Raw genomic sequence first — 20,867 nt, forward strand, 5'->3', positions numbered from 1 at the left:
GTTATTCAATCAACAAATCACAGGAACGGAGCTTTTTTGTGACCTATGATGCCCTCATCCCCGTCATCCGACGTCTGGCCCTGGAAGCGGGCGATACGATCATGGACATCTATAACTCGGATGAGTTTGACGTGAAGGTCAAATCCGATGCCAGCCCCGTGACCGAAGCAGATGAGGCCGCCGATGCGCTGATCTCGGCCGGTCTGCGCGTAGCGTTCCCCGATATCCTGCTGGTGACTGAGGAACAGGCCGCCTCGCATTCTGAAAAAGGCGATACGTTCCTGATCGTTGATCCGCTGGATGGCACCAAAGAGTTCATCAACCGGCGCGGCGATTTCACCGTTAATATCGCGCTGGTCGAAAACGGCACCCCAACGCGTGGCGTGGTTTATGCGCCAGCCCGCGGCCGGATGTTCTATACTTTGGCCGACGGGCAATCGGTCGAGGAAACCGGCGCGCTGGACAAGGATCAACCCGGCGCCGTGGCTCCGATTTCGGTCTCTGATCCAGACAATTCCGCGCTTTTGGTCGTGGCCTCGAAGTCACATCGTGACCAGGCGACCGACGATTACATCAACAAATATCAAGTGCAGGACAGCAAAAGCGCGGGCTCGTCGCTGAAATTCTGCCTGATTGCGACGGGCGAGGCAGATATCTATCCCCGCGTTGGCCGCACGATGGAATGGGATACCGCAGCAGGTCACGCCGTGCTGACAGGTGCGGGCGGCAAAGTTGTCCGGTTCGACAATCATGCGCCGCTGACCTATGGCAAGGACGGCTATGCAAACCCGTTCTTTATCGCCTACGCTCCGGGTGTAGACCTGAAGGAGGCCTGATGTCCGTTCTGATCGCCATTCCCGCCCGCTACGCCTCGACCCGCTATCCGGGCAAACCTCTGGTGCCGCTCACCGGGGCCAGTGGCAATGCAATGACTCTGATCGAGCGGTCATGGCGCGCTGCCAGTTCGGTCTCGGGCGTGGACCGCGTTGTGGTTGCCACCGATGACGACCGCATTCGCGAGGTGGCCGAAGGGTTCGGGGCCGAGGTTGTGATGACCTCGGAAACCTGTGGCAATGGCACCGAACGCTGCGCCGAAGCGCATGATGTGCTGGGGGCAAGCTATGACATCGTGGTGAACCTGCAGGGCGATGCACCGCTGACCCCGCATTGGTTCGTCGAAGATCTGATCACCGGTCTGCGTGCCGCACCCAAGGCTGGGGTGGCCACTCCGGTTCTGCGCTGCGACGGCGATGCGCTCAACAGCCTGCTGAATGACCGCAAACACGGGCGCGTCGGTGGAACAACCGCCGTTTTCGCCGCTGATCACGGCGCGATGTATTTCTCGAAAGAGGTCGTGCCCTTTACTTCACAGACTTATGCGGGCGGGGAGGAAACGCCGGTGTTTCACCATGTCGGCGTCTATGCCTACCGCCCTGACGCGCTGGCGGCTTATCCGTCCTGGCCTGTCGGTCCATTAGAGCAACTGGAAGGGCTGGAACAGCTGCGTTTCATGGAAAACGGGCGTAAGGTTCTGTGTGTTGAAGTCGAATCCAAAGGCCGCCAGTTCTGGGAACTAAACAATCCGCAGGACGTTCCCAAACTTGAAGAGATGATGGCCGCGATGGGGCTGGACTGAGTGCCGCAGGCTGTCGCACCCTGAAAAACCGGAATAACGGGATCTGATATGACACATATCCTTGTAACCGGCGGTGCCGGATATATCGGATCCCATGCCTGCAAGGCGCTGGCGCTGGCCGGGTACACACCTGTCACCTATGACAACCTGATCACCGGTTGGCAGGACGCGGTCAAATTTGGCCCGTTCGCACAGGGTGATCTGCTGGACCGGGCGCGGTTGGATGAGGTTTTTGCCAAGTATCAGCCCGCTGCCGTGATGCATTTCGCCGCGCTCAGCCAGGTGGGTGAGGCGATGTCCGAACCCGGAAGATATTGGGCGAACAATGTCACCGGTTCGCTGACCCTGATCGAGGCCGCCGTGGCGGCTGGATGTCTGGATTTCGTGTTTTCGTCGACCTGCGCCACCTATGGTGAACATGACAAGGTGGTCCTCGACGAAAACACCCCGCAAAATCCACTGAACGCTTACGGCGCCTCCAAACGCGCGATCGAGGATATCCTGCGTGATTTCCATGCCGCTCACGGGATGAACCACGTGATTTTTCGCTATTTCAACGTGGCTGGCGCCGATCCGGACGGAGAGGTAGGCGAATTCCACCGCCCCGAGACCCATCTGGTTCCGCTGATGTTGGATGCGATTGACGGCAAGCGCGACGGGCTGACTGTGTTCGGAACCGACTATGACACGCCCGATGGCACCTGTATCCGCGATTACGTGCATGTCTGCGATCTGGTTGACGCGCATGTTCTGGGGCTGCGCTGGCTGGAACAGGGCAAAGGCAGTCGCGTTTTCAATCTGGGCACCGGGTCCGGCTTTTCAGTGATGGAGGTGATCGAACAGTCGAAATCCGTCACCAATCGCGCGGTGCCCTATACTATCGGTCCGCGCCGCGCCGGAGATTGCACCAAGCTGGTTTCGGGCTCGGACCGGGCCGGGCAAGAACTGGGCTGGTCCCCCAATAGGTCCGTGTTAGAGACGATGATTGCCGATGCCTGGCGCTGGCATCAGAACGGGCATTACGACAGATGAGGGCCGCGTGAGCGATACCCTGCCGCCAATCGGATGGGTGCAACGCTATCGCTTGCGCCTGAAACGCAGGCGGCTGTTGTGGCGATCCTTTCGCAGCCGCCATCAGTTAACCCAACTGGTCGACCGAACCGACCAGATACGCCCGGGTGCGATACTGGTCTTTACCACCCTGCGAAATGAAATCACGCGCCTGCCCTGGTATTTCCATCACTACCGGTCGCTGGGCGTTGATCATTTTCTGATCGTGGACAACGGCAGCGATGATGGCTCGGTCGCATATCTTAAAGATCAACCGGATGTATCCTTGTGGCAAACCGATGCCAGCTATCGCGCCTCACGATACGGGCTGGATTGGCTGACCTGGCTACAGATGCGATTTGGTCACGGCCATTGGATTTTGATGGTGGATGCGGATGAGTTGCTTATCTATCCCGAATGGGACAGCCATCCGCTGCAGGATTTGACCCAACAGCTAGAGGCGCAGGGGCGCGACGCTTTCGGAGCCTTGATGTTGGACCTGTACCCCAAAGATCAGCTCGGCACACAGCCCTATGACCCCGGGACCGACCCGACCGGAGTTTTGGGTTGGTTTGATCCAGGCCCGTTGCGCGCCAAACGGCAATCGCCGCTGGGCAATCTCTGGGTTCAGGGCGGTGCACGGGAACGCGTGTTTTTTGCTGACCGGCCCGAGCGGTCACCAACTTTAAACAAAATACCGCTGGTACGCTGGTCGCGGCACTATGCTTACGTGAACTCCTGCCATTCCGCCCTGCCCCGAGATTTGAACGCCACCTATGACGGACCGGGGAGCCACGGCCCTTCGGGCGTGCTACTGCACACAAAGTTCCTGCCCGAGGTGGTCATCAAATCAAGAATCGAGAAAACCCGAGCGCAGCATTTTCACGACCCGGCAGAGTTCGACAACTATTATGATGGCATAATTAACCGCCCGATCATGTGGGATCCACAATCGGTGGAATATATCGGATGGCGCCAACTGTGTGAGCTTGGCTTGATGGGCAAAACTGACTGGAAAAACAACGTTTCGGACTAACTACTTTTAAATGCGTTGCTTCATTAGATGGTAAAGTGGCATAAAATGGCATTAGCCCGGCTCCACTCTGGCTTGTTCAGGCCCCGGGTATGCTCGCGTATAAACAAAGGTTGGGCAGTCGCGTGAGCCTGTTGGATTCATACCGAATGAGATTGCGGCGCAAGCGCCGCCTGTTGCGTTGCGTTCGCAAACGGCGCGAATTAGAAGCGGTTTCCGACAAAACCAACGCCATTCAACCCGGTGACATCCTGTTGATGAGCGTGGTGCGAAACGAAAAAATCCGCCTGCCCTATTTTCTGGAATATTACCGAAAACTTGGCGTTGATCGCTTTTTGTTTGTGGACAACAACAGCGACGACGGCACCCGCAAGTTTCTGAGTAGTCAGCCGGACGTATCGGTCTGGCAGTCCAACGGCAGCTATAAGCGGGCCACATATGGCACTGATTGGTCGAACTATCTGCTGCGCAAATACGCCGATGGGCACTGGGTTCTGACGGTCGATCCGGATGAGTTCTTCATCTATCCGTTCTGCGACACGCGGCCCATTCGTGCCCTGACCGACTGGCTTGATGGCTGTGCCGTCCGCAGTTTCGGCACCATGCTGATCGACATGTACCCGCAGGGCCCGGTAGATGCCGAACCCTATCGTGAAGGGCAGGACCCCTTCGAGATTGCCCGTTGGTTCGATGCCGGGAATTATGTGATCAGCAAAAACCCTGAATACGGGAATCTCTGGATACAGGGTGGACCGCGCGCCCGTGTCTTTTTCCGCCAAGCTCCGGAAAAGGCGCCTGCGTTGAACAAGATACCGCTGGTCAAGTGGGACCGTCGGTATGTCTATGTCAGTTCGACCCATTCGCTGCTGCCACGCGGGTTGAACCAAGTCTATGACGATTGGGGTGGCGAAAAAACCAGCGGGGCGTTGCTGCATGCCAAGCTGATCAACACCTTGGGCGACAAGGCACATGAAGAGATGGAGCGGCGTCAACACTATCGCGGGTCCGGCGAATATCGCGCCTATGCGGAAGGGCTGAACGACCGTCCGGTGTTTTGGTGCGACTGGTCCGAGGCTTATATAAACTGGCGACAGCTTGAGATTCTTGGCCTCATGTCGAAAGGGAACTGGGCATGAGCAGCCTTGGCGTCATCATGCTGGTGCATGCCGCGCTTCCAAGGGCGCAACAGGTCGCGCGCCATTGGGCGGCATCCGGCTGCCCGGTGGTGATCCATGTCGACCGCAAGGTTGCGGACACTGTTTTTGATGACTTTGTAGCCTCCTGTGCGGACGAACCTCTGATCCGGTTCTCGGAGCGCCACACCTGCAACTGGGGCGGTTGGGGCATTGTTGCAGCCTCGCAATCAGCGGCTGAACTGATGCTGAAGGCCTTTCCCGATGTACACCATATCTTTCTGGCCTCGGGCGCCTGCCTGCCGCTACGGCCCGTCGATGAGCTGGTCACATATCTAGCGGAACGGCCCCGTGTCGACTTTATCGAAAGCGCGACAACAGCTGATGTAAGCTGGACGATCGGCGGACTGGATCAGGAACGATTTACTCTGAGATTTCCGTTCTCGTGGCGTAAACAGCGCAAATTGTTCGACGCTTACGTAAAGCTACAGCGGACCATCGGGATCCGACGGTCGATACCCGAAGGTCTGGTGCCGCATATGGGCAGTCAATGGTGGTGCCTGACCCGTCAAACGCTGTCGGCCATTCTGCAAGATCCCAAACGCAAAACATATGACCGCTATTTCCGGCGCGTCTGGATTCCCGACGAAAGCTATTTTCAGACCCTAACCCGGCTTTATTCAACACATATCGAAAGTCGCTCCCTGACGCTGTCCAAATTTGATTATCAAGGTCGCCCGCATATCTTTTATGACGATCATCTACAGCTATTGCGACGGTCGGACTGTTTTGTAGCACGCAAGATCTGGCCCCAGGCCAATCGGCTTTATCAGGCGTTTCTGACCAACCAGGCACAGGCGATGAAGCCTACAGAACCCAACCCGGGCAAGATCGACCGGTTGTTCTCGAAAGCGGTCGAGCGCAGGACCCGAGGCCGGGATGGCCTGTATATGCAAAGCCGCTTTCCCCGCCACGGCAGCGAGAACGGACTGACGTCGTTCCCCTATTCGGTATTCCAGGGGTTTACCGAACTGTTCGCAGATTTCGAGCCCTGGCTATCGGAAGCCACCGGAACAAAGGTCCACGGTCACCTCTTCGGTCCCGAACGTGCGGAATTCGCCGGCGGAGCGCCTTTGGTCAACGGCGCACTAAGCGATTGTGCCAGCCTGCGGGACTATAATCCTACGGCGTTTTTGTCGAACCTGATCTGGAATACTCGGGGCGAAAAGCAGTGCTTTCAATTTGGCCCCACGGATACGCAGGACATCAACTGGTTTCTGGCGCGCGATAGAAATGCGCAGATTTCAGTTGTCACAGGCGCCTGGGCCATTCCCCTGTTCCGTTCGAATGGAAATTTCGCGGATATCCGTAACGAAGCCGCCCGCCTGCAACAAATCGAGACCAAACAGCTTGAGGTTTTAACTTCGGTCTGGACCAAGGCCAAAGTGCGCACCTGGTCGCTGGCCGAGTTTGTGGAATCTCCGATGGAGCCTCTGCAATCCATTCTGGAAGAAACCGGATGCCAGAACCCCAGCCACCTGACCCAAGCCCCTACGATGGTCGACCTGTCCGGGTTCGGGAAGTTCCTACAAAACCTAAAGAACCAGGGTATGCACCCTTATCTTATGGGAGATTTTCCAGCCGATGACATTTTTGGCCGGCAACTCAGGCCTTATCGAAAACCATATCTGGTGCAATAGCGTTTCATGTCATCCAAATTCGACTATTTCGTAATACTTGCCGCCATGCGGACCGGATCGAACCTGCTTGAGGCAAATCTGAACGCATTGGAAGGTGTCTCCAGCCATGGTGAGGCCTTCAATCCTCATTTCATTGGCAGGCTAAAGGGGGACAGCCTGTTGGGCGTCACTCTCGAAGAACGCGACAATGACCCTAAAACCCTGCTGAACGCCATCCGATCAGCCGAGGGTGAAATGAACGGGTTTCGCTTTTTCCAAGGCCATGATCCACGTGTGTTAGAGCCTGTTTTAGATGATCCGAGTTGCGCCAAGATCATTCTAACGCGCAACCCTCTGGACAGCTATATCTCGTTGAAGATTGCGCGCGAGACCAAGCAATGGCAGCTGAAAAACGTCAAGCGGCGGCGCACCGAGCAGATCGCCTTCAACCTTCGTGAGTTCGAAAACTATCTGGACCAGCAACAGGCCTTTCAACTGACTTTGCTGCATCATCTTCAGGCCAGCGGGCAAACCGCCTTTTTCATCGCTTACGACGATCTGAACCGGCTCGACAGCCTGAACGGCCTGGCGGCCTGGCTTGGGGTATCGGGTCGGTTGACCACGATCGACGACACGCTCAAACCCCAAAACCCTGAGCCGGCCTTGTCCAAGGTGACAAACCCTGATGAGACCGAACAGGCCTTGTCGCGCATCGACAGTTTCAGCCTGCACAGAACTCCGAATTTTGAACCCCGGCGTGGCGCGGCCGTTGCGACCTATGTCGCCACGCCGAAAACCCCGTTAATGTATCTGCCCGTGCGGAGCGGCATTGAAGGGGTTGTGAAGCAATGGATGGCTGCGCTTGATTCAATCAGTGCGGATGACCTGATCACTGATCAAAACCGCAAAAAGACCCGCCAGTGGTTACAGGATCATCCGGGGCATCGCAAATTCACCGTGGTGCGGCACCCGCTGGTACGCGCACATTCGGCCTTTTGTTCCTACATCCTCAGCACCGAGCCCGGCGCCTATCTGAAAATCCGCAATATGCTGCGCAACCGGTTCAAGCTTCCGATCCCCGGACAGTTACGCGCTGAAAACTACCCCATCGAACAGCATTATGAGGCATTCTCGGCTTTTCTGACCTTCCTGCGGCAAAACCTGGCGGGACAAACCCCTGTGCGCGTTGACGGCGTTTGGTGCAGTCAGGCGCAGGTGTTGGAGGGCGTAGTCGGTTTTGCCCTGCCGGATCTGATCCTGCGCGAGGAAGAAATTGCAGCTGCCCTGCCGGATCTGGCGCGGCGGCTGGGTCATGACAGCCCGCCCGCGCCCGGCAATACCAAACCAGATATCCCATTTTCACTGAGCGATATCTATGACACCAAACTTGAGGCGCTGGCGGCCGAAACCTACCAGCGCGACTATATGCAATTCGGGTTTGACGTCTGGAAGCCGGTTACGGGCGCAGCGTAATCACTGTGCCGCGATTCACCATCGCATAGATCTCTTCGATCTCTTCATTCTTGACAGCGATGCACCCTGCCGTCCAATCCGATTGCTTCTTGGCACGCTTTTTCTCGGACCGGGTTTTCGGCTCGCCGTGGATGAAAATGTCACCGCCCGGATCAACGCCCGCAGCCTTGGCCTCTGCGATATCCTTCGAATCCGGATAGGAAATCCCCAGCGACAGGTGATAGCGGCTTTTGGGATTGCGCCGGTCGATCAGATAGGTGCCCTCTGGCGTGCGGCCGTCGCCGCGTTTTGTTTTGGTGCCGTTGGGGGCAAAGCCAAGATCGACCTTATATTCCTTGAGGACATGTTCATTGTGCAGAAGATAAAGCTTCCGCGCGCTTTTGTTGATGACCATAGAGGTCACCTCGGGGCCATCATAGGCCAGAAATCTGGGGTTGGCCGAGGCGCAGGCCGAAAGACCCAGCGTAGCCACAGCACCCATTCCAAATGCTCGACGATCCATGTTTAATGCCTGCTTCTGCTTTTTTTTGTGATTATGCCAGAAATCCAGAAAACTGAAATCACTTTTTGCTGTTCGACTGCTCAAGCAAGCGGCGTTCGATGGATTCCAGCCTTTCCAGCACCTCATCACGATAGGCATCGGTTTTCACCTCATCCTCGGCGTGATGGGCATCCTGCATTGAATTCACGATCAGACCAACCAACAGGTTCACCACTGCAAATGTCGTAACCATGATGAAAGGCACAAAGAATATCCACGCATAGGGATAAACCTCCATCACCGGGCGCACGATGCCCATGGACCAGCTTTCCAGCGTCATGATCTGGAACAACGTATAGGCCGACAGGCCCAAATCGCCGAACCAGTCCGGGAATGTGCCCGAGAACAGCTTGGTTGAAATTACCGCGCCGATGTAAAACAGGATCGCCATCAGCAGGAAAACGCTGGCCATACCCGGCAAGGCCGAGATGAAACCCTCAACCACCCGGCGCAGCCGTGGCGCGACCGAGATCACCCGCAAGACCCGCAGGATCCGCAGCGCACGCAGCACCGACAGGCCGCCGGCGCTTGGGATCAGGGCGATACCAACAACGATGAAGTCAAACAGGTTCCAGCCATTGGTAAAGAACCGCCGCCCCGTGGCGACCAGCTTCATCGCGATCTCGGCAACGAAGATGGTCAGGCAGAGGCTGTCCAACACAACGATCAGGGGGCCCGCGGCCTCCATCAGCGTCGGTGAGGTTTCCATGCCGAGCAGGATGGCGTTGAAGATGATGACACCTGTGATGAACCGACCGAAGGTCGGGTTTTCAGTGATATCATGCAGGCGCTGGGCAAGCCCCATTCTGAAACTCTCCTGTTTGGTCATGATGCGGGGTTCAGTGCAAACCGCGCGGCAAGTTCCGTGTGTGACGACCATCGAAATTGGTCAACCACCTGTACCCATTCAAGGGTATAGCCTGCGTTAATCAGATTTTTTGCGTCCCGCGCGAAGGTGACCGGATTGCATGAGACATAGGCGATCACTGCCGGTAGCGCCTGCGCCAGCTCGGCCACCTGCACCTCAGCCCCGGCGCGGGGCGGGTCCAGGACAACCGCGTCAAAGTTCTTCAGCTCATCAGGCATCAGCGGGCGTCGGTACAGGTCGCGGGCTTCGGTCGTGACCCGTTTCAGGCCTTGCGCGCGACGCCAGCTTTGATCCAGAGCATCGGTCATCAGGGCCTCGCCCTCAACCGCGTGAACTTCGGCGTCCTGGGCCAGTGGCAGTGAAAATGTTCCACAGCCCGCAAACAGGTCGACAACCCGTTTGGCCCCCTTGGTTGCCTGCAAAACCGCCTGTAATAGAGCCTGTTCTCCATCCTTCGTGGCCTGCAGAAACGCCCCCGGAGGCGGCACAACAGCCGCCGCGCCAAATCGCTGAATCGGGGCGTGACGCGAGGCGATCACCTCGCCGTCCCAGCTGAGCCGCGCAAGCCCATGTGTCTCGGTCGCCTGTGCCAGCGCCAGTTCAAGCGGACCATCCAGCGGTTTGCCCCCTTTGACGGCGACATCCAAACCGCCATCAGAAAGGGTCAGCGTGACCGCCAGCGCCCCTTTGCGGCTACCACCCAAAAGGGCAAGCGCCTCGGCCACGGGGACAGCTGCAATCAGGGCCGGATCAAGCAGATGACAATCGGAAATCTCGGTGATCGTGTCCGAGGCGCGGCCATGGAACCCGGCCATGGTGCCTTTTTTGGTCCGCCGAACCGCAATCGTAGCCCGTCGCCGTGAGCGTTCCGGCGAGGTATAGATCGGCCGCATCGGGGCCTCGAGCCCCTGCGCGGCCAGCGCGTTGCGCACGACCTCGACCTTCCAATCCGCGACGAAATCATCCGCGGCATGCTGCAGCTGGCAGCCACCGCAGGCTTTGTAATGACGGCAGGGCGCTTTGACCCGCTGGTCCGAGGGGGTCTCGACCCGAATGTCGCTCAGCACTTGACCAACCAATGTCCCGCTGACCACCTCCCCCGGCAAGGTGCGGGGGGCGTAGATCGGTCCAGCGGCGATGCCGTCGCCCTGATGACCAAGGCGTAAAATGCTGTAATGCTGCGTCATGAGGGCCTGATAGCTGGGCTTTACCCACAACAAAACCCTTATTCGGCGGCGGCGGCCTGAATAAACCCGCCCGATTGGCGATCCCAGAACCGGGCATAAAGCCCGCCCTGTTCCAGCAAGTCGTCATGGCTTCCCATTTCAACGATCTGCCCTTGATCCAGAACGACGATCCGGTCCATCTCGCTTAGCGTCGACAGCCGATGTGCAATCGCCAGCACCGTCTTGCCCTGCATCACCCGATGCAGCGCGGTCTGGATTGAGGCTTCAACCTCGGAATCCAAGGCCGAGGTTGCCTCATCCAGCACCAGAATCGGCGCGTTTTTCAGGATGGCGCGTGCAAGCGCAATCCGCTGCCGCTGACCGCCGCTCAGTTTGACGCCGCGCTCGCCCAGATGAGCATCATAGCCCTTGCGGCCATGGGCATCCCGCAGGCCAAGGATAAACTCATGCGCCTCGGCCTTTTGCGCAGCCGCGATCATATCGTCTTCTGAGGCGTCGGGGCGACCATACAAGATATTCTCGCGCGCCGAGCGGTTGAACATCGCCGTTTCCTGCGTGACCATCCCGATCTGACTGCGCAAACTGTCCTGCGTCACCTGATTGACGTCCTGCCCGTCAATCCGAATTGCGCCGTTTTCCCCTTCATAGAGCCTGAGTAGAAGCGAAACGAGCGTAGATTTCCCCGCACCCGATGCCCCGACGATACCCAGCTTTTCGCCGGGATGTACGGTCATGGTCACGTCAGTCACGCCACCAATATCACCGCCATAGGCAAAGCTGACATGGTCAAACTCGATCTGGCCTTGGGGCGCGCTCAGCCGGGTGGCGTCGGCTGCATCCTCAACCCGGTCGCGTTTGGCCAGGGTTTTCATGCCATTCTCGATCTCGCCGACATTGGCATAAAGCCCCATCAGCGTGAAACTGACCCAGCCTGTCATCTGCGAAATTCGCACGGACATCGCGCCCGCCGCAACGATATCACCAGCGCTGGCCAACCCGGACCGCCACAGCAGCAAGGTCACCCCCAGCAGCAGCACGGGCAACACCCCGGCCAGAACCATCAGTATGAACCTAAAACTGGCGGAGAGCTTGCCAAAGGCCAGCATCTTGTGGCGCAGATCGACCATCGAGTTTCGGGCTGCCTGATCCTCGAACTCGGAATGGGCGAACAGCTTGACGGTTTTGATATTGGTGATCGTGTCGACCACCTGCCCCGACACCATCGCCCGCGCCCCGGCCCGCGCCGCTGAGCGTGCCCGGATGCGTGGCAAATACCAGCGGATCAGCAGGAAATACACCGCCAACCAGGCGGCGAAGGGCAGCATGACCAGCAGATGAATAGACCCTAACAAAAGCAAAGTCCCTGCCAGAGACGCCAGCGCAAAAACCATTGCGCTTATCGTCTCGGACACGACCGAGGCCATCGCGTTCGAAGTTTGCATCTGTTTCTGAGCGATCCGCCCGGCAAAATCGTCGTCGAAATAGGTCACAGACTGACCCAAAGTCCACCGGTTCAGCTTGGCCAGAACCAGGGGCGGGATATTGGGCATGACAATATAGTTGTTGGAAAAGGCCGAAAGACCAAACAGCGCCGGTCGCAGCAGCATGAAAAATGCGGCGACCCCTCCAATTATCCAAAGATTGCCCGCCGTCAAAACCCCATCCGGCCCGCTTTCGTTTGCCATGTCGATCACCAGACCCAGCATCCAGGCGGTTCCGGCCTCCATCGCCCCGGCAGAGGCCGAAAACACGGAGGCGACAAGGATCATCGGCCAAGCTCCGGACAGGCACCAGCGAATGAACGCCCCCAGCCTTTGCGGCGGGGGCGTTTCGGTGGGTTTGAACGGATCTATGAGATCGGCAAGTTTCACTCAGCTGCCTCCGTGTTCAGGAAGCCCCCAGATTGCCGTGCCCAGAACTGGGCGTAAAGCCCGCCCTGTGACAGCAATTCGGAATGGGTGCCCTGCTCGACGATCCGGCCGCCATCCATCACCAGGATGCGATCCATTTGGGCAATGGTGCTGAGGCGGTGGGCAATCGCGATCACGGATTTGCCCTGCATCATGCCATAGAGCGTTTCCTGAATGGACGCTTCAACCTCGGAATCCAGCGCGGAGGTCGCCTCATCCAGCAACAGGATCGGCGCGTCCTTCAGGATCACCCGCGCCAGCGTCACCCGCTGCCGCTGACCACCTGACAACTTCACGCCCCGCTCGCCCACATGCGCATCATAGCCGGTACGCCCCTTCGGGTCCTGCAGGTCAAGGATGAACTCATGCGCCTCGGCCTGTTTGGCCGCGGCAATCATCTGCTCTTCGGAAGCCTCGGGGCGGCCATAGAGGATATTGTCGCGCACCGAGCGGTGCAGCAACGCGCTGTCCTGTTGCACCATACCGATATGGATGCGCAAGCTGTCCTGAGTGACCCGAGCAATGTCCTGATCGTCGATCAAAATGGCCCCCTGCTCCACATCGTAGAACCGAAGTAGGAGCTTAACTAGGGTCGATTTCCCAGCCCCCGACCGTCCGATCAGACCGATCTTTTCGCCCGGCTCGATGGTCAGGTTGATATGATCCAGCCCGCCGGTCTTGCGACCGTAATGATGCGACAGGTTACGAATCTCGATCTTGCCATTGGACAGATGCAGGGGTTTGGCCTGCGGCGCATCCAACAGGTCGATCGGCTGAGCGATCGTCTCCATACCTTCGGCAACGACACCAAGCTGGCGGAAAAAACTGGTCAGCGCCCACATGATCCATCCGGTCATCGCGTTCAGGCGCAGGGTCAGGGCTGTGGCCGCCGCGACCACACCGACCGTAGCACTGCCCTGCATCCACAGAGCAATCGCCCAGCCAACCACACCAACGATCAGCAACCCGTTCAATGCAACCAGAACCGCATCCATGATGGTGAAAATCCGCATCTCAGCCTGAAAGGTACGGCGGGTTTCCTCGATCGCTTCGCGCGCATAATCCAGTTCCTGTGCCCCATGGGCAAACATCTTTACGGAATGGATATTGGTATAGCTGTCCACAACCCGGCCCGTTACGGCCGAGCGCGCGTCTGAGGCCGCCTTCGAAGCCGGTCCCACCCGCTGCACCGTCCAATGCACCAGAAACCCATACAGCACGAGCCAGATCAACAACGGCAACAGCAGCCGGGCATCAGCCGTCATCAACAAAATGGCTGCGCCGATCAGGTATGCCAGCGAGAAGGAAATCGCATCAAACACCTGAAACACGGCCTCACCCGCAGCGGGCGGCGTCTGCATGATCCGGTTGGCAATGCGGCCTGCAAAATCATTCTCGAACCAGCCCACCGATTGCCGCAACACGTGCTTATGCGCGCGCCAACGGATCAAAGTGCCAAAATTCGGCAGGATCGTGTTGTTCAGCAACAGCACGTCAACGACATGCAGCATGGGTCGCAGCAGCAGCACAAAAAGCGCCACCAGGATCAGTTCCGTACTATGGGTCTGCCAAACTTCGTCCGGCGGGGCGGACAGCAAGTCAACAACGCGACCCATATAATAGATCAGACCGACCTCAACCGCGGCCACCACGACCGAAATCAATCCGGCCCATAAGAACACCCGCATAAAAGGGCGGGAATAGTTCAACATAAAGGGCCACAGCCGTGTCGGCGGCGTGTCGGTTTCTTCGTAGTCGACAAAAGGGTCGACGAGATTTTCGAAATAGCGAAACATAGAGAGTGCTCCGATTGAGCAGATAACAAGTCATGCGAAAAAAGATGGCGCCAGAACACCACCCCTACGGGTCAAGTGTTATGGCTTTAGCCGAACCAGATCCCGTAATACATTCGCATCCCTCCATTCATGTTACAGGCGCAAGAAAACACAAACGATCCGGCTTGTCATCCCCTTTTGAGACTTCAATTTAGTCGACCAGCAACTCGGAGCGCGTCAGGGTGAAACCCGAGGCGATCCAGCGCGCCTCAAGCTCGGCCAGTTTCTTGCCCAGCGCCGGGCCGGTAAAGTCAGGGATCAGGTCAGCGGCCCGCACGGGAAAATCCGCTGCCGCCCCGTCCCGGAGCGCTTGCCGCTTATCCTCGGACCAGGGCTGTTCCAACAAAGCACAACGCAGCAGAACTTCGTGCAGGCCGTCCTCTTCGCCATAACGGAACCCAAGCTCGGCAGTGCCCGCGGTTCCCGCGGCCTCATCCCGCATCCGTGTCAGGCGTTGCATCTGGGCCTTGCTCAGACGCAGGGTCTGGGCAATCTCGGGCGTGGCGATGGAGGAAAGCCGCCGGACCGGCTCGGGCTTTGCCCCAGCCTGCTGTTCCAAGGCGATCAGCGGGGCAAGTGATCGATCCTCAACCCCCGGCAATATCTGTGCCAGAACGCCCGTGCTGCGCATGGCAGCGACCGAAGGCGCAGGGTCAGGCGAGGTCAGCAATTTCATAAACTCGGCCCCAACCCGTTCGCGCGACAGGCTTGCCAATCCGTCCAGATTGGTTGCAATGGCCGACAGCGCTTCGGGATCAAACCCGGCTTCGATATCCCCATACCAGGCGTGAAACCGAAAATAGCGCAAAGAGCGCAGATAGTCTTCGCGGATGCGGTGCTGGGCGTTGCCTATGAACCGGACCTTTCGGGCCTTTAGATCGGGCAGTCCGTTCAGCGGGTCCAAAAGCGTCCCATCCGGGCGGGCGTACAGCGCATTCATGGTGAAATCGCGCCGGCTGGCATCTTCATCAACATTGTTCGAGAACGCCACTACAGCCCGGCGGCCATCGGTTTCGACATCTCGCCGGAAGGTCGTGATCTCATGCGGGATGCTTTGGCTGACAACGGTTATCGTGCCATGCTCGATCCCAGTTGGAATGGCCTTCAACCCCGCCGCCCGCATCAAATCCAGAACCTGCTGGGGCGGAGCGTCCGTGGCAATATCCAGATCCGAGACCGGCGCCCCCAAAAGCGCGTTGCGGACGCAACCGCCGACGAAAAGCGCCTGAAAACCGGCATCGATCAAAACGGCGCAGACTGTCTGGGTTGCCGGGTTTGTAACCCAGCTTTCTGATAGCTTCATCATTCACTCACCCGCGCAGCCAAGCCCCGCAACATCCGGGCCGTAGCCCCCCAGATGTAATAAGGGCCATAGGGCACGGTGAAATAATACCGCCGCTGGCCCCGCCAGCGACGCGACTCAACGATATAATTCGCAGGGTTTAGAACATGCGCAAGTGGGACTGAAAAAACTTCGTCAACTTCACCCGGCTCAGGAATTGGGTCGAACCCGTCTCGTAGGATCGCGACAACCGGGGTTACGACAAAAGACGTCACGGTTTCATGGGTAGGCAAATGCCCGAGAATTTCAGGCAAATCCGAGGAAAGGCCAATCTCTTCCTGTGCTTCCCGCAGGGCGGTTGCGGTTACATCCGGATCGGTCTCATCCTGTTTTCCGCCAGGAAAGGCGATCTGGCCGGGATGGTGTTTCAGCGCCGATGAGCGCTTGGTCAAAAGCAGGCGCGGGGACTCATCCGTTACAAGAATCGGAACCAGAACCCCGGCTGGACGTAGCTTGCGCCCCGCTGGCAAAACCGCATCAGGGTTCAGATCGAAATCACTGGACCCGTTGCCGGGGCGGCTCAGGGCCGCCCGCAGCTGTTCTGTTGGATCAGGCCTCACCGGCATCGAAGCCAACGGTGACGGGGTCCAATACGTAATGGGCACCACAGAACTGACAATCGGCGGTGACCTGGCCCTCGGGGGTTGTCATCTTTTCGATGTCGCGCGCCGAATAGATCGACAGGCTTTGGCGCACGCGCTCTTCCGAGCAGGTGCAGCCGAACTGAACCGATTGCGCATCATAAACACGTGGCTGTTCTTCGTGAAACAGCCGGATCAACAGGTCGGTTGGCGCAATCGAAGGGCCGATCAGTTCAAGGTCATCAACAGTATCCAGAAGGATGTTGACGCGCCCCCAATTTTCACCTTCTTCACCGTCAACCAGATCATCCGCCGACAGAATCTGACCGTCACCCTCTGCATTGGCTACAAATGGTGACGCTTTGGGCATGTGTTGCAGCATGATGCCGCCTGCGCGCCAGTGCTCACCGACGCCAGGTTCAGTTGATTTGCCGAAACTCAGTGAAAACCGCGTCGGCAATTGTTCGGACTGTGCGAAATACGCCTCTGCGCATGCGCTGAGAGAGCCGCCAGCCAGCGGTGTGATCCCCTGGTAAGGCTGCGTGCCCTCGCCCTGGTCAATCATGATGGCGAAATAGCCTTCACCCACCTGATCAAACGGTGTGGAATCGGTCAGGCGGTCAGGGTCAAAACTGGCATAGGCGCGGATGCGAGCCGGTTCGCCCTCGGCCTGCGGAGCGTAGTAATCGGTTGCGATCATCCGAACGGCGCCTTTGGACTGAACCTGAAGCGACAGCTTCCAGCGCAACGCGACGGTCTGACCGATCAGAGCAGTCAGCAAGGCCATCTCGGCCACCAAAGCCTCGACCTTTTCGGGATAGTCGTGCTGTTTCAGAATGCCATCCAACACTCCGTCCAGCCGCGCCACACGTCCGCGCATATCCGGTATATCAAGTTGAAAGGGCAGGACGGTGTCGTCCCACGCGATTTTTGTTCCAAGAGACATGGGGTTTCCTTAAACGCCACAGATTGGCATACCGCCAGCATATAGGTCGAAGATTTCGGGTTGTAAGGGGCCATACATGATCAGACGGTTCGGTGAAACCCCACAAGCGGGGCGCAAATACACACGACGTGTGGGTGTATACGCATTGTTGCCTCGAGGACGACATCTGTTGCTGACCTGCCAGACAGAGCCCGGCCCTGATCTACAGTTGCCGGGTGGCGGTATTGACCCAGGCGAATCGCCCATCACCGCCCTGCATCGCGAAGTCTTTGAAGAAACCGGCTGGTTGATTGCCAGCCCGCGGCGGGTCGGCGCCTTTCGCCGTTTCACATACATGCCCGAATATGACCTGTGGGCCGAAAAGGTCTGTTTGATATATCGAGCCCGCCCTGTGCGCCGCATAGGTCCACCTTCAGAGCCATTCCACGAAGCCCTTTGGCTGGACAGTGCGGATGCCGCGCAGATGCTGGGCAACAGCGGCGACCGACATTTCGCTTCGGGACACCTGATGGGGCTTTAAGGCCCGCTGTATTCAAAGAAAACCGCAGATACGTCATCATCCATACCCTGGTCCGGATCCATGGCCTGTGTCAGCCGCCAGAACATATCGTCCAGAAATTCGGGCCCGCTGAGATCGGTGGCACAATCCGTCACCATTCTGCACAGCCCCTCTTCTTCCAGCAGGGATCCATCCGCCATCCGGCATTCCGTGAACCCGTCTGAATATAGCAACAGCTTGTCACCGGGCTTCATGTAGGTATCGGTTCGCTGAAACGTGACATCCGGCAACAGTCCGATGGGCAAACCACCTTGCCCCAGATACTCGGTCCCACCATCCTGTCGCAACAACAGCGGATGCGGATGCCCTGCCTGCACCATCTTGAGATGTCCGTTTCGCAGGTCAATAATGGCATAGACCATGGTAAAATACTCTTCGACGCCAGCATCGGCCATAAGGCGGGAATTGAGCATCTCTGCCACCTGATCAGGTGGTAGCAATGCGTAAAATTTATCGAACCGCTTTTCCATCGCCACGTTCTGATCGAAATGTTTGCTGGACAGATACCCGCCCAGCCGTGCTGTCATCATCGCCGAGGTGATGCCGTGGCCGGACACATCGATGCTGTAAAACCCCACACGGTTGACCCCCGGTGAAAACATTCCCACCAGATCGCCACCGATATGCCCACAAGGTTTCAGCAACATGCTGATACGCGACCTACCGAAATCACGCGTGAGTTCGGGGACCAGAGATTCCTGTATCTTACGCGCCTGAATCAGGTCCTTGTCGATCGCATCATGGACCACTTTCAGTTCTTCGAGCGCGGTCTCGATCATACGGTTCTTATCAGACAGCTCACGCTGCATATCCAATATCCGCGCGCCCGCAGATATGCGCGCCCGCAATTCATCGGCCTCAAGAGGTTTGATCAGAAAATCATCCGCCCCGGCATCCAGTCCGCGCGCAACCTCCTGCTTTTCGCTTTTTGAAGTCAGTAGGATGAAATAGCTGTATTCGTCATTCTCCAGCGCCCGAAATGCCTGACAGAATTCCAGCCCGCTCATTCCCGGCATGACCCAGTCGCTCAGGACCAGATCGGGGGACATGGCAGCACAGATTTCGATGGCGGCCTCTCCGCTATCGGCCTCGAGCACCTCAAAGCCCCATTTCTTCAGCGAGGCCACAAGGATGCGACGTTGCAGACGACTGTCATCAACGACCAGCACCTTGCGAATCGCACCAAAATCCAGCTCTGCCTTTGTTTCTGCCTGACTGACCTCTGCCACCTGACCCTCAGCTCTGCCACATAATGCGGAACGGGACGACCCTAGCGCACGGCTGTTTAACATCCTGTGAAGGTCGTAAATGCATCCATCTTAACCACGGATTTACCAACGGCCTGTAGTGATAATCGGGTCGTTATCTTTAGGGAAAGGATGGCCATGATCGACTGGTCCAGGGTCAGACAGCTGCGGGACGAGGTCGGTGCCGACGAGTTTGACGAGGTAGTGGAAATCTTTCTCGATGAGGTGCAACAAGGCCTGGAGCATTTGCAGGTCGATGATGATCGGTCCGACTTCGAACAGCATCTACACTCCTTGAAGGGCAGCGCGCTTAGTCTGGGATTCAGGACATTGGCCAGGCTCTGCCAAGATGGTGAGCGCCATTCGGCACAGGGTCAGGCCGCAACCGTCGATATCGCCGAAATAGTCGGCACATTCCGGACCTCAGCAACGGAGTTTCAGGCAGGATTGAACGAGCTCTGAGCGGCGCCGTACAGGCAGCAAACAGGTACACTAGCGATGGGTGACAACCCGGCCCTGTATATTGCCTGTTTCAAACGCAGCTGATCCATCGCCGCGAAAGACAACATTGCAGTCTGGTCATTTGCTCAGATCACAAACTGGGCGAGGGTCTCGTCCTCGGTGATATCCGTAAAAGTGAACCCGGCTTCATCCAGATGCGCGAACAGACGGGCAAAGTTTTCGGGCTTGCGGGTTTCGATACCAATCAGAACCGAGCCGAAGTTACGTGCCGATTTCTTCATGTATTCAAACCGCGCAATGTCATCCTCGGGGCCAAGGATGTTCAGGAACTCTTTCAATGCGCCAGGGCGCTGTGGCAAGCGCAGGATGAAGTATTTCTTCACCCCCAGATAGCGCTGCGCGCGTTCCTTGACCTCGGGCAGACGTTCGAAATCGAAGTTGCCACCAGAGGTTACGCAGACAACGGTTTTCTCTCGGATAAAACTCTGAATATCGCTCAGCGCCTCAATCGCGAGGGCCCCGGCGGGTTCCAGAACGATGCCTTCGACATTCAGCATCTCAATCATGGTTGTGCAGATGCGGTCTTCGGACAGGACCAGAGCATCCGACAGATGACGGGATTTCAGCAATTCGAACGGTTTTTCACCGATCCGACCAACCGCAGCACCGTCAACGAAATTGTCCACCCGATCCAATGCCACCGGATGTCCTGCTGCCATTGCCGCGTGCAGACAGGCACCGCCTTTGGGTTCCACAAACAGGCAATGGGTCCGATCGCCAAACCACGTAGCCACGCCCGCAGACATGCCGCCACCGCCTACTGGCAAAAGGATGTGGTCCGGCAACCCACCCAACTGCGCTTCGATCTCAACCGCAAGCGAGGCTTGCCCCTCGATCACATCAACATCGTCAAAGGGCGACAGAAAATGGCCGCCCTGTTCGGTGCACCACGCCTGCGCGGCGGCCAACGTGTCATCGAAATAGTCGCCGGTCAGATGAATCTCGATATTGTCGCCGCCGAAGATACGAGTTTTCTGGATTTTCTGCTGCGGCGTCGTCACGGGCATGAAGATCACACCCTTCACATCCATGTGCTTGCACATAAAGGCCACGCCCTGCGCATGATTTCCCGCGCTGGCGCAGACAAACAGGTTCTGCCCCTGCTGTTTGCGCATGGCGTTGAACGCACCGCGGATCTTGTAGGACCGCACCGGGCTGAGGTCCTCACGTTTCAGCCAGATATCGGCCCCGAAACGATCAGACAGATGGGCATTGCGCTGCAGAGGCGTCACCGGAAACACAGAGCGCATCGCCTGTTCGGCAGCGCGGGCGCGGGTCATGAAATCACTCATGCCGGTTTCCCTGCCCCATCATCGCTGAAAGAG

19 protein-coding genes are annotated in these 20,867 nt (G+C 57.8%); 9 read left to right on the plus strand and 10 right to left on the minus strand.

All coding sequences use genetic code 11. The features are described from left to right. Positions 1–38: 38 nt before the first annotated feature. The 7 genes from cysQ (at position 39) to AC2FLG_RS17770 (ending at position 8,004) form a co-directional block, all read left to right on the plus strand. On the plus strand, positions 39–836 hold the full coding sequence (gene cysQ / locus AC2FLG_RS17740) for a 3'(2'),5'-bisphosphate nucleotidase CysQ (RefSeq protein WP_496702870.1): 798 nt from the start codon (positions 39–41) through the stop codon (positions 834–836). Continuing rightward, positions 836–1,636: a 3-deoxy-manno-octulosonate cytidylyltransferase family protein gene (locus AC2FLG_RS17745; RefSeq protein ID WP_496692620.1), complete on the plus strand. Its 801-nt coding sequence runs from the start codon at positions 836–838 to the stop codon at positions 1,634–1,636. Before cysQ ends, AC2FLG_RS17745 begins: the two co-directional genes overlap by 1 nt. A gap of 48 nt (positions 1,637–1,684) precedes the next feature. Then, complete coding sequence (galE, locus tag AC2FLG_RS17750) at positions 1,685–2,668, plus strand: UDP-glucose 4-epimerase GalE (RefSeq protein ID WP_496707343.1); 984 nt, start codon at positions 1,685–1,687, stop codon at positions 2,666–2,668. Further along, positions 2,628–3,722, plus strand: a complete 1,095-nt coding sequence (locus AC2FLG_RS17755; RefSeq protein WP_496707345.1) for a glycosyltransferase family 2 protein — start codon at positions 2,628–2,630, stop codon at positions 3,720–3,722. Before galE ends, AC2FLG_RS17755 begins: the two co-directional genes overlap by 41 nt. A 146-nt stretch (positions 3,723–3,868) precedes the next feature. Then, the gene (locus AC2FLG_RS17760) at positions 3,869–4,855 is read left to right on the plus strand and encodes a glycosyltransferase family 2 protein (RefSeq protein WP_496692617.1); all 987 of its coding nucleotides are present in this window, start codon (positions 3,869–3,871) and stop codon (positions 4,853–4,855) included. After that, positions 4,852–6,552, plus strand: a complete 1,701-nt coding sequence (locus tag AC2FLG_RS17765; RefSeq protein ID WP_496690220.1) for a DUF5927 domain-containing protein — start codon at positions 4,852–4,854, stop codon at positions 6,550–6,552. Before AC2FLG_RS17760 ends, AC2FLG_RS17765 begins: the two co-directional genes overlap by 4 nt. Positions 6,553–6,558: 6 nt before the next feature. Then, positions 6,559–8,004 carry a nodulation protein NodH gene (locus AC2FLG_RS17770; RefSeq protein WP_496707346.1) on the plus strand — a complete coding sequence of 482 codons (1,446 nt, stop codon included), beginning with the start codon at positions 6,559–6,561 and terminating at the stop codon, positions 8,002–8,004. On the opposite strand, the gene AC2FLG_RS17775 is transcribed toward AC2FLG_RS17770, so the two are convergent. The 8 genes from AC2FLG_RS17775 to hslO form a co-directional block, all read right to left on the minus strand. Further along, entirely contained in the window at positions 7,988–8,506 is a 519-nt protein-coding gene (locus AC2FLG_RS17775) for a L,D-transpeptidase family protein (protein WP_142637369.1), read from the minus strand. The genes AC2FLG_RS17770 and AC2FLG_RS17775 overlap by 17 nt on opposite strands. Before the next feature lie 58 nt (positions 8,507–8,564). After that, positions 8,565–9,350 carry an ion transporter gene (locus tag AC2FLG_RS17780; RefSeq protein ID WP_271950705.1) on the minus strand — a complete coding sequence of 262 codons (786 nt, stop codon included), beginning with the start codon at positions 9,348–9,350 and terminating at the stop codon, positions 8,565–8,567. A gap of 20 nt (positions 9,351–9,370) precedes the next feature. Then, complete coding sequence (locus AC2FLG_RS17785; RefSeq protein ID WP_496707348.1) at positions 9,371–10,600, minus strand: class I SAM-dependent RNA methyltransferase; 1,230 nt, start codon at positions 10,598–10,600, stop codon at positions 9,371–9,373. Between the two features lie 38 nt (positions 10,601–10,638). Then, positions 10,639–12,471 carry an ABC transporter ATP-binding protein gene (locus AC2FLG_RS17790; protein ID WP_496707350.1) on the minus strand — a complete coding sequence of 611 codons (1,833 nt, stop codon included), beginning with the start codon at positions 12,469–12,471 and terminating at the stop codon, positions 10,639–10,641. Beyond that, positions 12,468–14,306 carry an ABC transporter ATP-binding protein gene (locus AC2FLG_RS17795; RefSeq protein ID WP_496707352.1) on the minus strand — a complete coding sequence of 613 codons (1,839 nt, stop codon included), beginning with the start codon at positions 14,304–14,306 and terminating at the stop codon, positions 12,468–12,470. Before AC2FLG_RS17795 ends, AC2FLG_RS17790 begins: the two co-directional genes overlap by 4 nt. Positions 14,307–14,496: 190 nt before the next feature. Continuing rightward, positions 14,497–15,648, minus strand: coding sequence for a CCA tRNA nucleotidyltransferase (locus AC2FLG_RS17800; protein ID WP_496707406.1), 1,152 nt, complete (start codon positions 15,646–15,648; stop codon positions 14,497–14,499). Further along, positions 15,648–16,253, minus strand: a complete 606-nt coding sequence (locus tag AC2FLG_RS17805; protein ID WP_496707354.1) for a CoA pyrophosphatase — start codon at positions 16,251–16,253, stop codon at positions 15,648–15,650. Before AC2FLG_RS17805 ends, AC2FLG_RS17800 begins: the two co-directional genes overlap by 1 nt. Further along, the gene (gene hslO, locus AC2FLG_RS17810) at positions 16,237–17,214 is read right to left on the minus strand and encodes an Hsp33 family molecular chaperone HslO (RefSeq protein WP_496692610.1); all 978 of its coding nucleotides are present in this window, start codon (positions 17,212–17,214) and stop codon (positions 16,237–16,239) included. The genes AC2FLG_RS17805 and hslO overlap by 17 nt, the downstream gene beginning before the upstream one ends. A 76-nt stretch (positions 17,215–17,290) precedes the next feature. Between hslO and AC2FLG_RS17815 the strand changes: the two genes are divergently transcribed. Next, positions 17,291–17,734 (plus strand): NUDIX hydrolase, encoded by a 444-nt coding sequence (locus AC2FLG_RS17815; protein ID WP_271950593.1) that lies wholly within the window; start codon positions 17,291–17,293, stop codon positions 17,732–17,734. Here the strand turns inward: AC2FLG_RS17815 and AC2FLG_RS17820 are convergent. Beyond that, positions 17,731–19,002, minus strand: a complete 1,272-nt coding sequence (locus AC2FLG_RS17820) for a PP2C family protein-serine/threonine phosphatase (protein WP_496690215.1) — start codon at positions 19,000–19,002, stop codon at positions 17,731–17,733. The genes AC2FLG_RS17815 and AC2FLG_RS17820 overlap by 4 nt on opposite strands. Before the next feature lie 156 nt (positions 19,003–19,158). Here AC2FLG_RS17820 and AC2FLG_RS17825 point away from each other — a divergent pair, with 156 nt between their 5' ends. Further along, positions 19,159–19,482, plus strand: coding sequence for an Hpt domain-containing protein (locus tag AC2FLG_RS17825; RefSeq protein ID WP_496702884.1), 324 nt, complete (start codon positions 19,159–19,161; stop codon positions 19,480–19,482). A 125-nt stretch (positions 19,483–19,607) separates the two neighbouring features. Here the strand turns inward: AC2FLG_RS17825 and ilvA are convergent, their stop codons facing one another. Continuing rightward, complete coding sequence (gene ilvA, locus AC2FLG_RS17830; RefSeq protein WP_496707356.1) at positions 19,608–20,834, minus strand: threonine ammonia-lyase IlvA; 1,227 nt, start codon at positions 20,832–20,834, stop codon at positions 19,608–19,610. Positions 20,835–20,867 lie beyond the last annotated feature (33 nt).

The organism is Ruegeria sp. CDSA193 (assembly GCF_059611885.1).

Coding starts and splice junctions, on each gene's coding strand:
- galE (WP_496707343.1), top strand. CDS start 1,685: ATGACACATATCCTTGTAACCGGCGGTGCCGGATATATCGGATCCCAT.
- AC2FLG_RS17800 (WP_496707406.1), bottom strand. CDS start 15,648: ATGAAGCTATCAGAAAGCTGGGTTACAAACCCGGCAACCCAGACAGTC.
- AC2FLG_RS17795 (WP_496707352.1), bottom strand. CDS start 14,306: ATGTTTCGCTATTTCGAAAATCTCGTCGACCCTTTTGTCGACTACGAA.
- AC2FLG_RS17770 (WP_496707346.1), top strand. CDS start 6,559: ATGTCATCCAAATTCGACTATTTCGTAATACTTGCCGCCATGCGGACC.
- AC2FLG_RS17825 (WP_496702884.1), top strand. CDS start 19,159: ATGATCGACTGGTCCAGGGTCAGACAGCTGCGGGACGAGGTCGGTGCC.
- AC2FLG_RS17785 (WP_496707348.1), bottom strand. CDS start 10,600: ATGACGCAGCATTACAGCATTTTACGCCTTGGTCATCAGGGCGACGGC.
- AC2FLG_RS17755 (WP_496707345.1), top strand. CDS start 2,628: ATGCCTGGCGCTGGCATCAGAACGGGCATTACGACAGATGAGGGCCGC.
- AC2FLG_RS17775 (WP_142637369.1), bottom strand. CDS start 8,506: ATGGATCGTCGAGCATTTGGAATGGGTGCTGTGGCTACGCTGGGTCTT.
- hslO (WP_496692610.1), bottom strand. CDS start 17,214: ATGTCTCTTGGAACAAAAATCGCGTGGGACGACACCGTCCTGCCCTTT.
- AC2FLG_RS17780 (WP_271950705.1), bottom strand. CDS start 9,350: ATGGGGCTTGCCCAGCGCCTGCATGATATCACTGAAAACCCGACCTTC.
- ilvA (WP_496707356.1), bottom strand. CDS start 20,834: ATGAGTGATTTCATGACCCGCGCCCGCGCTGCCGAACAGGCGATGCGC.
- AC2FLG_RS17745 (WP_496692620.1), top strand. CDS start 836: ATGTCCGTTCTGATCGCCATTCCCGCCCGCTACGCCTCGACCCGCTAT.
- AC2FLG_RS17815 (WP_271950593.1), top strand. CDS start 17,291: ATGATCAGACGGTTCGGTGAAACCCCACAAGCGGGGCGCAAATACACA.
- AC2FLG_RS17805 (WP_496707354.1), bottom strand. CDS start 16,253: ATGCCGGTGAGGCCTGATCCAACAGAACAGCTGCGGGCGGCCCTGAGC.
- AC2FLG_RS17765 (WP_496690220.1), top strand. CDS start 4,852: ATGAGCAGCCTTGGCGTCATCATGCTGGTGCATGCCGCGCTTCCAAGG.
- AC2FLG_RS17760 (WP_496692617.1), top strand. CDS start 3,869: ATGAGATTGCGGCGCAAGCGCCGCCTGTTGCGTTGCGTTCGCAAACGG.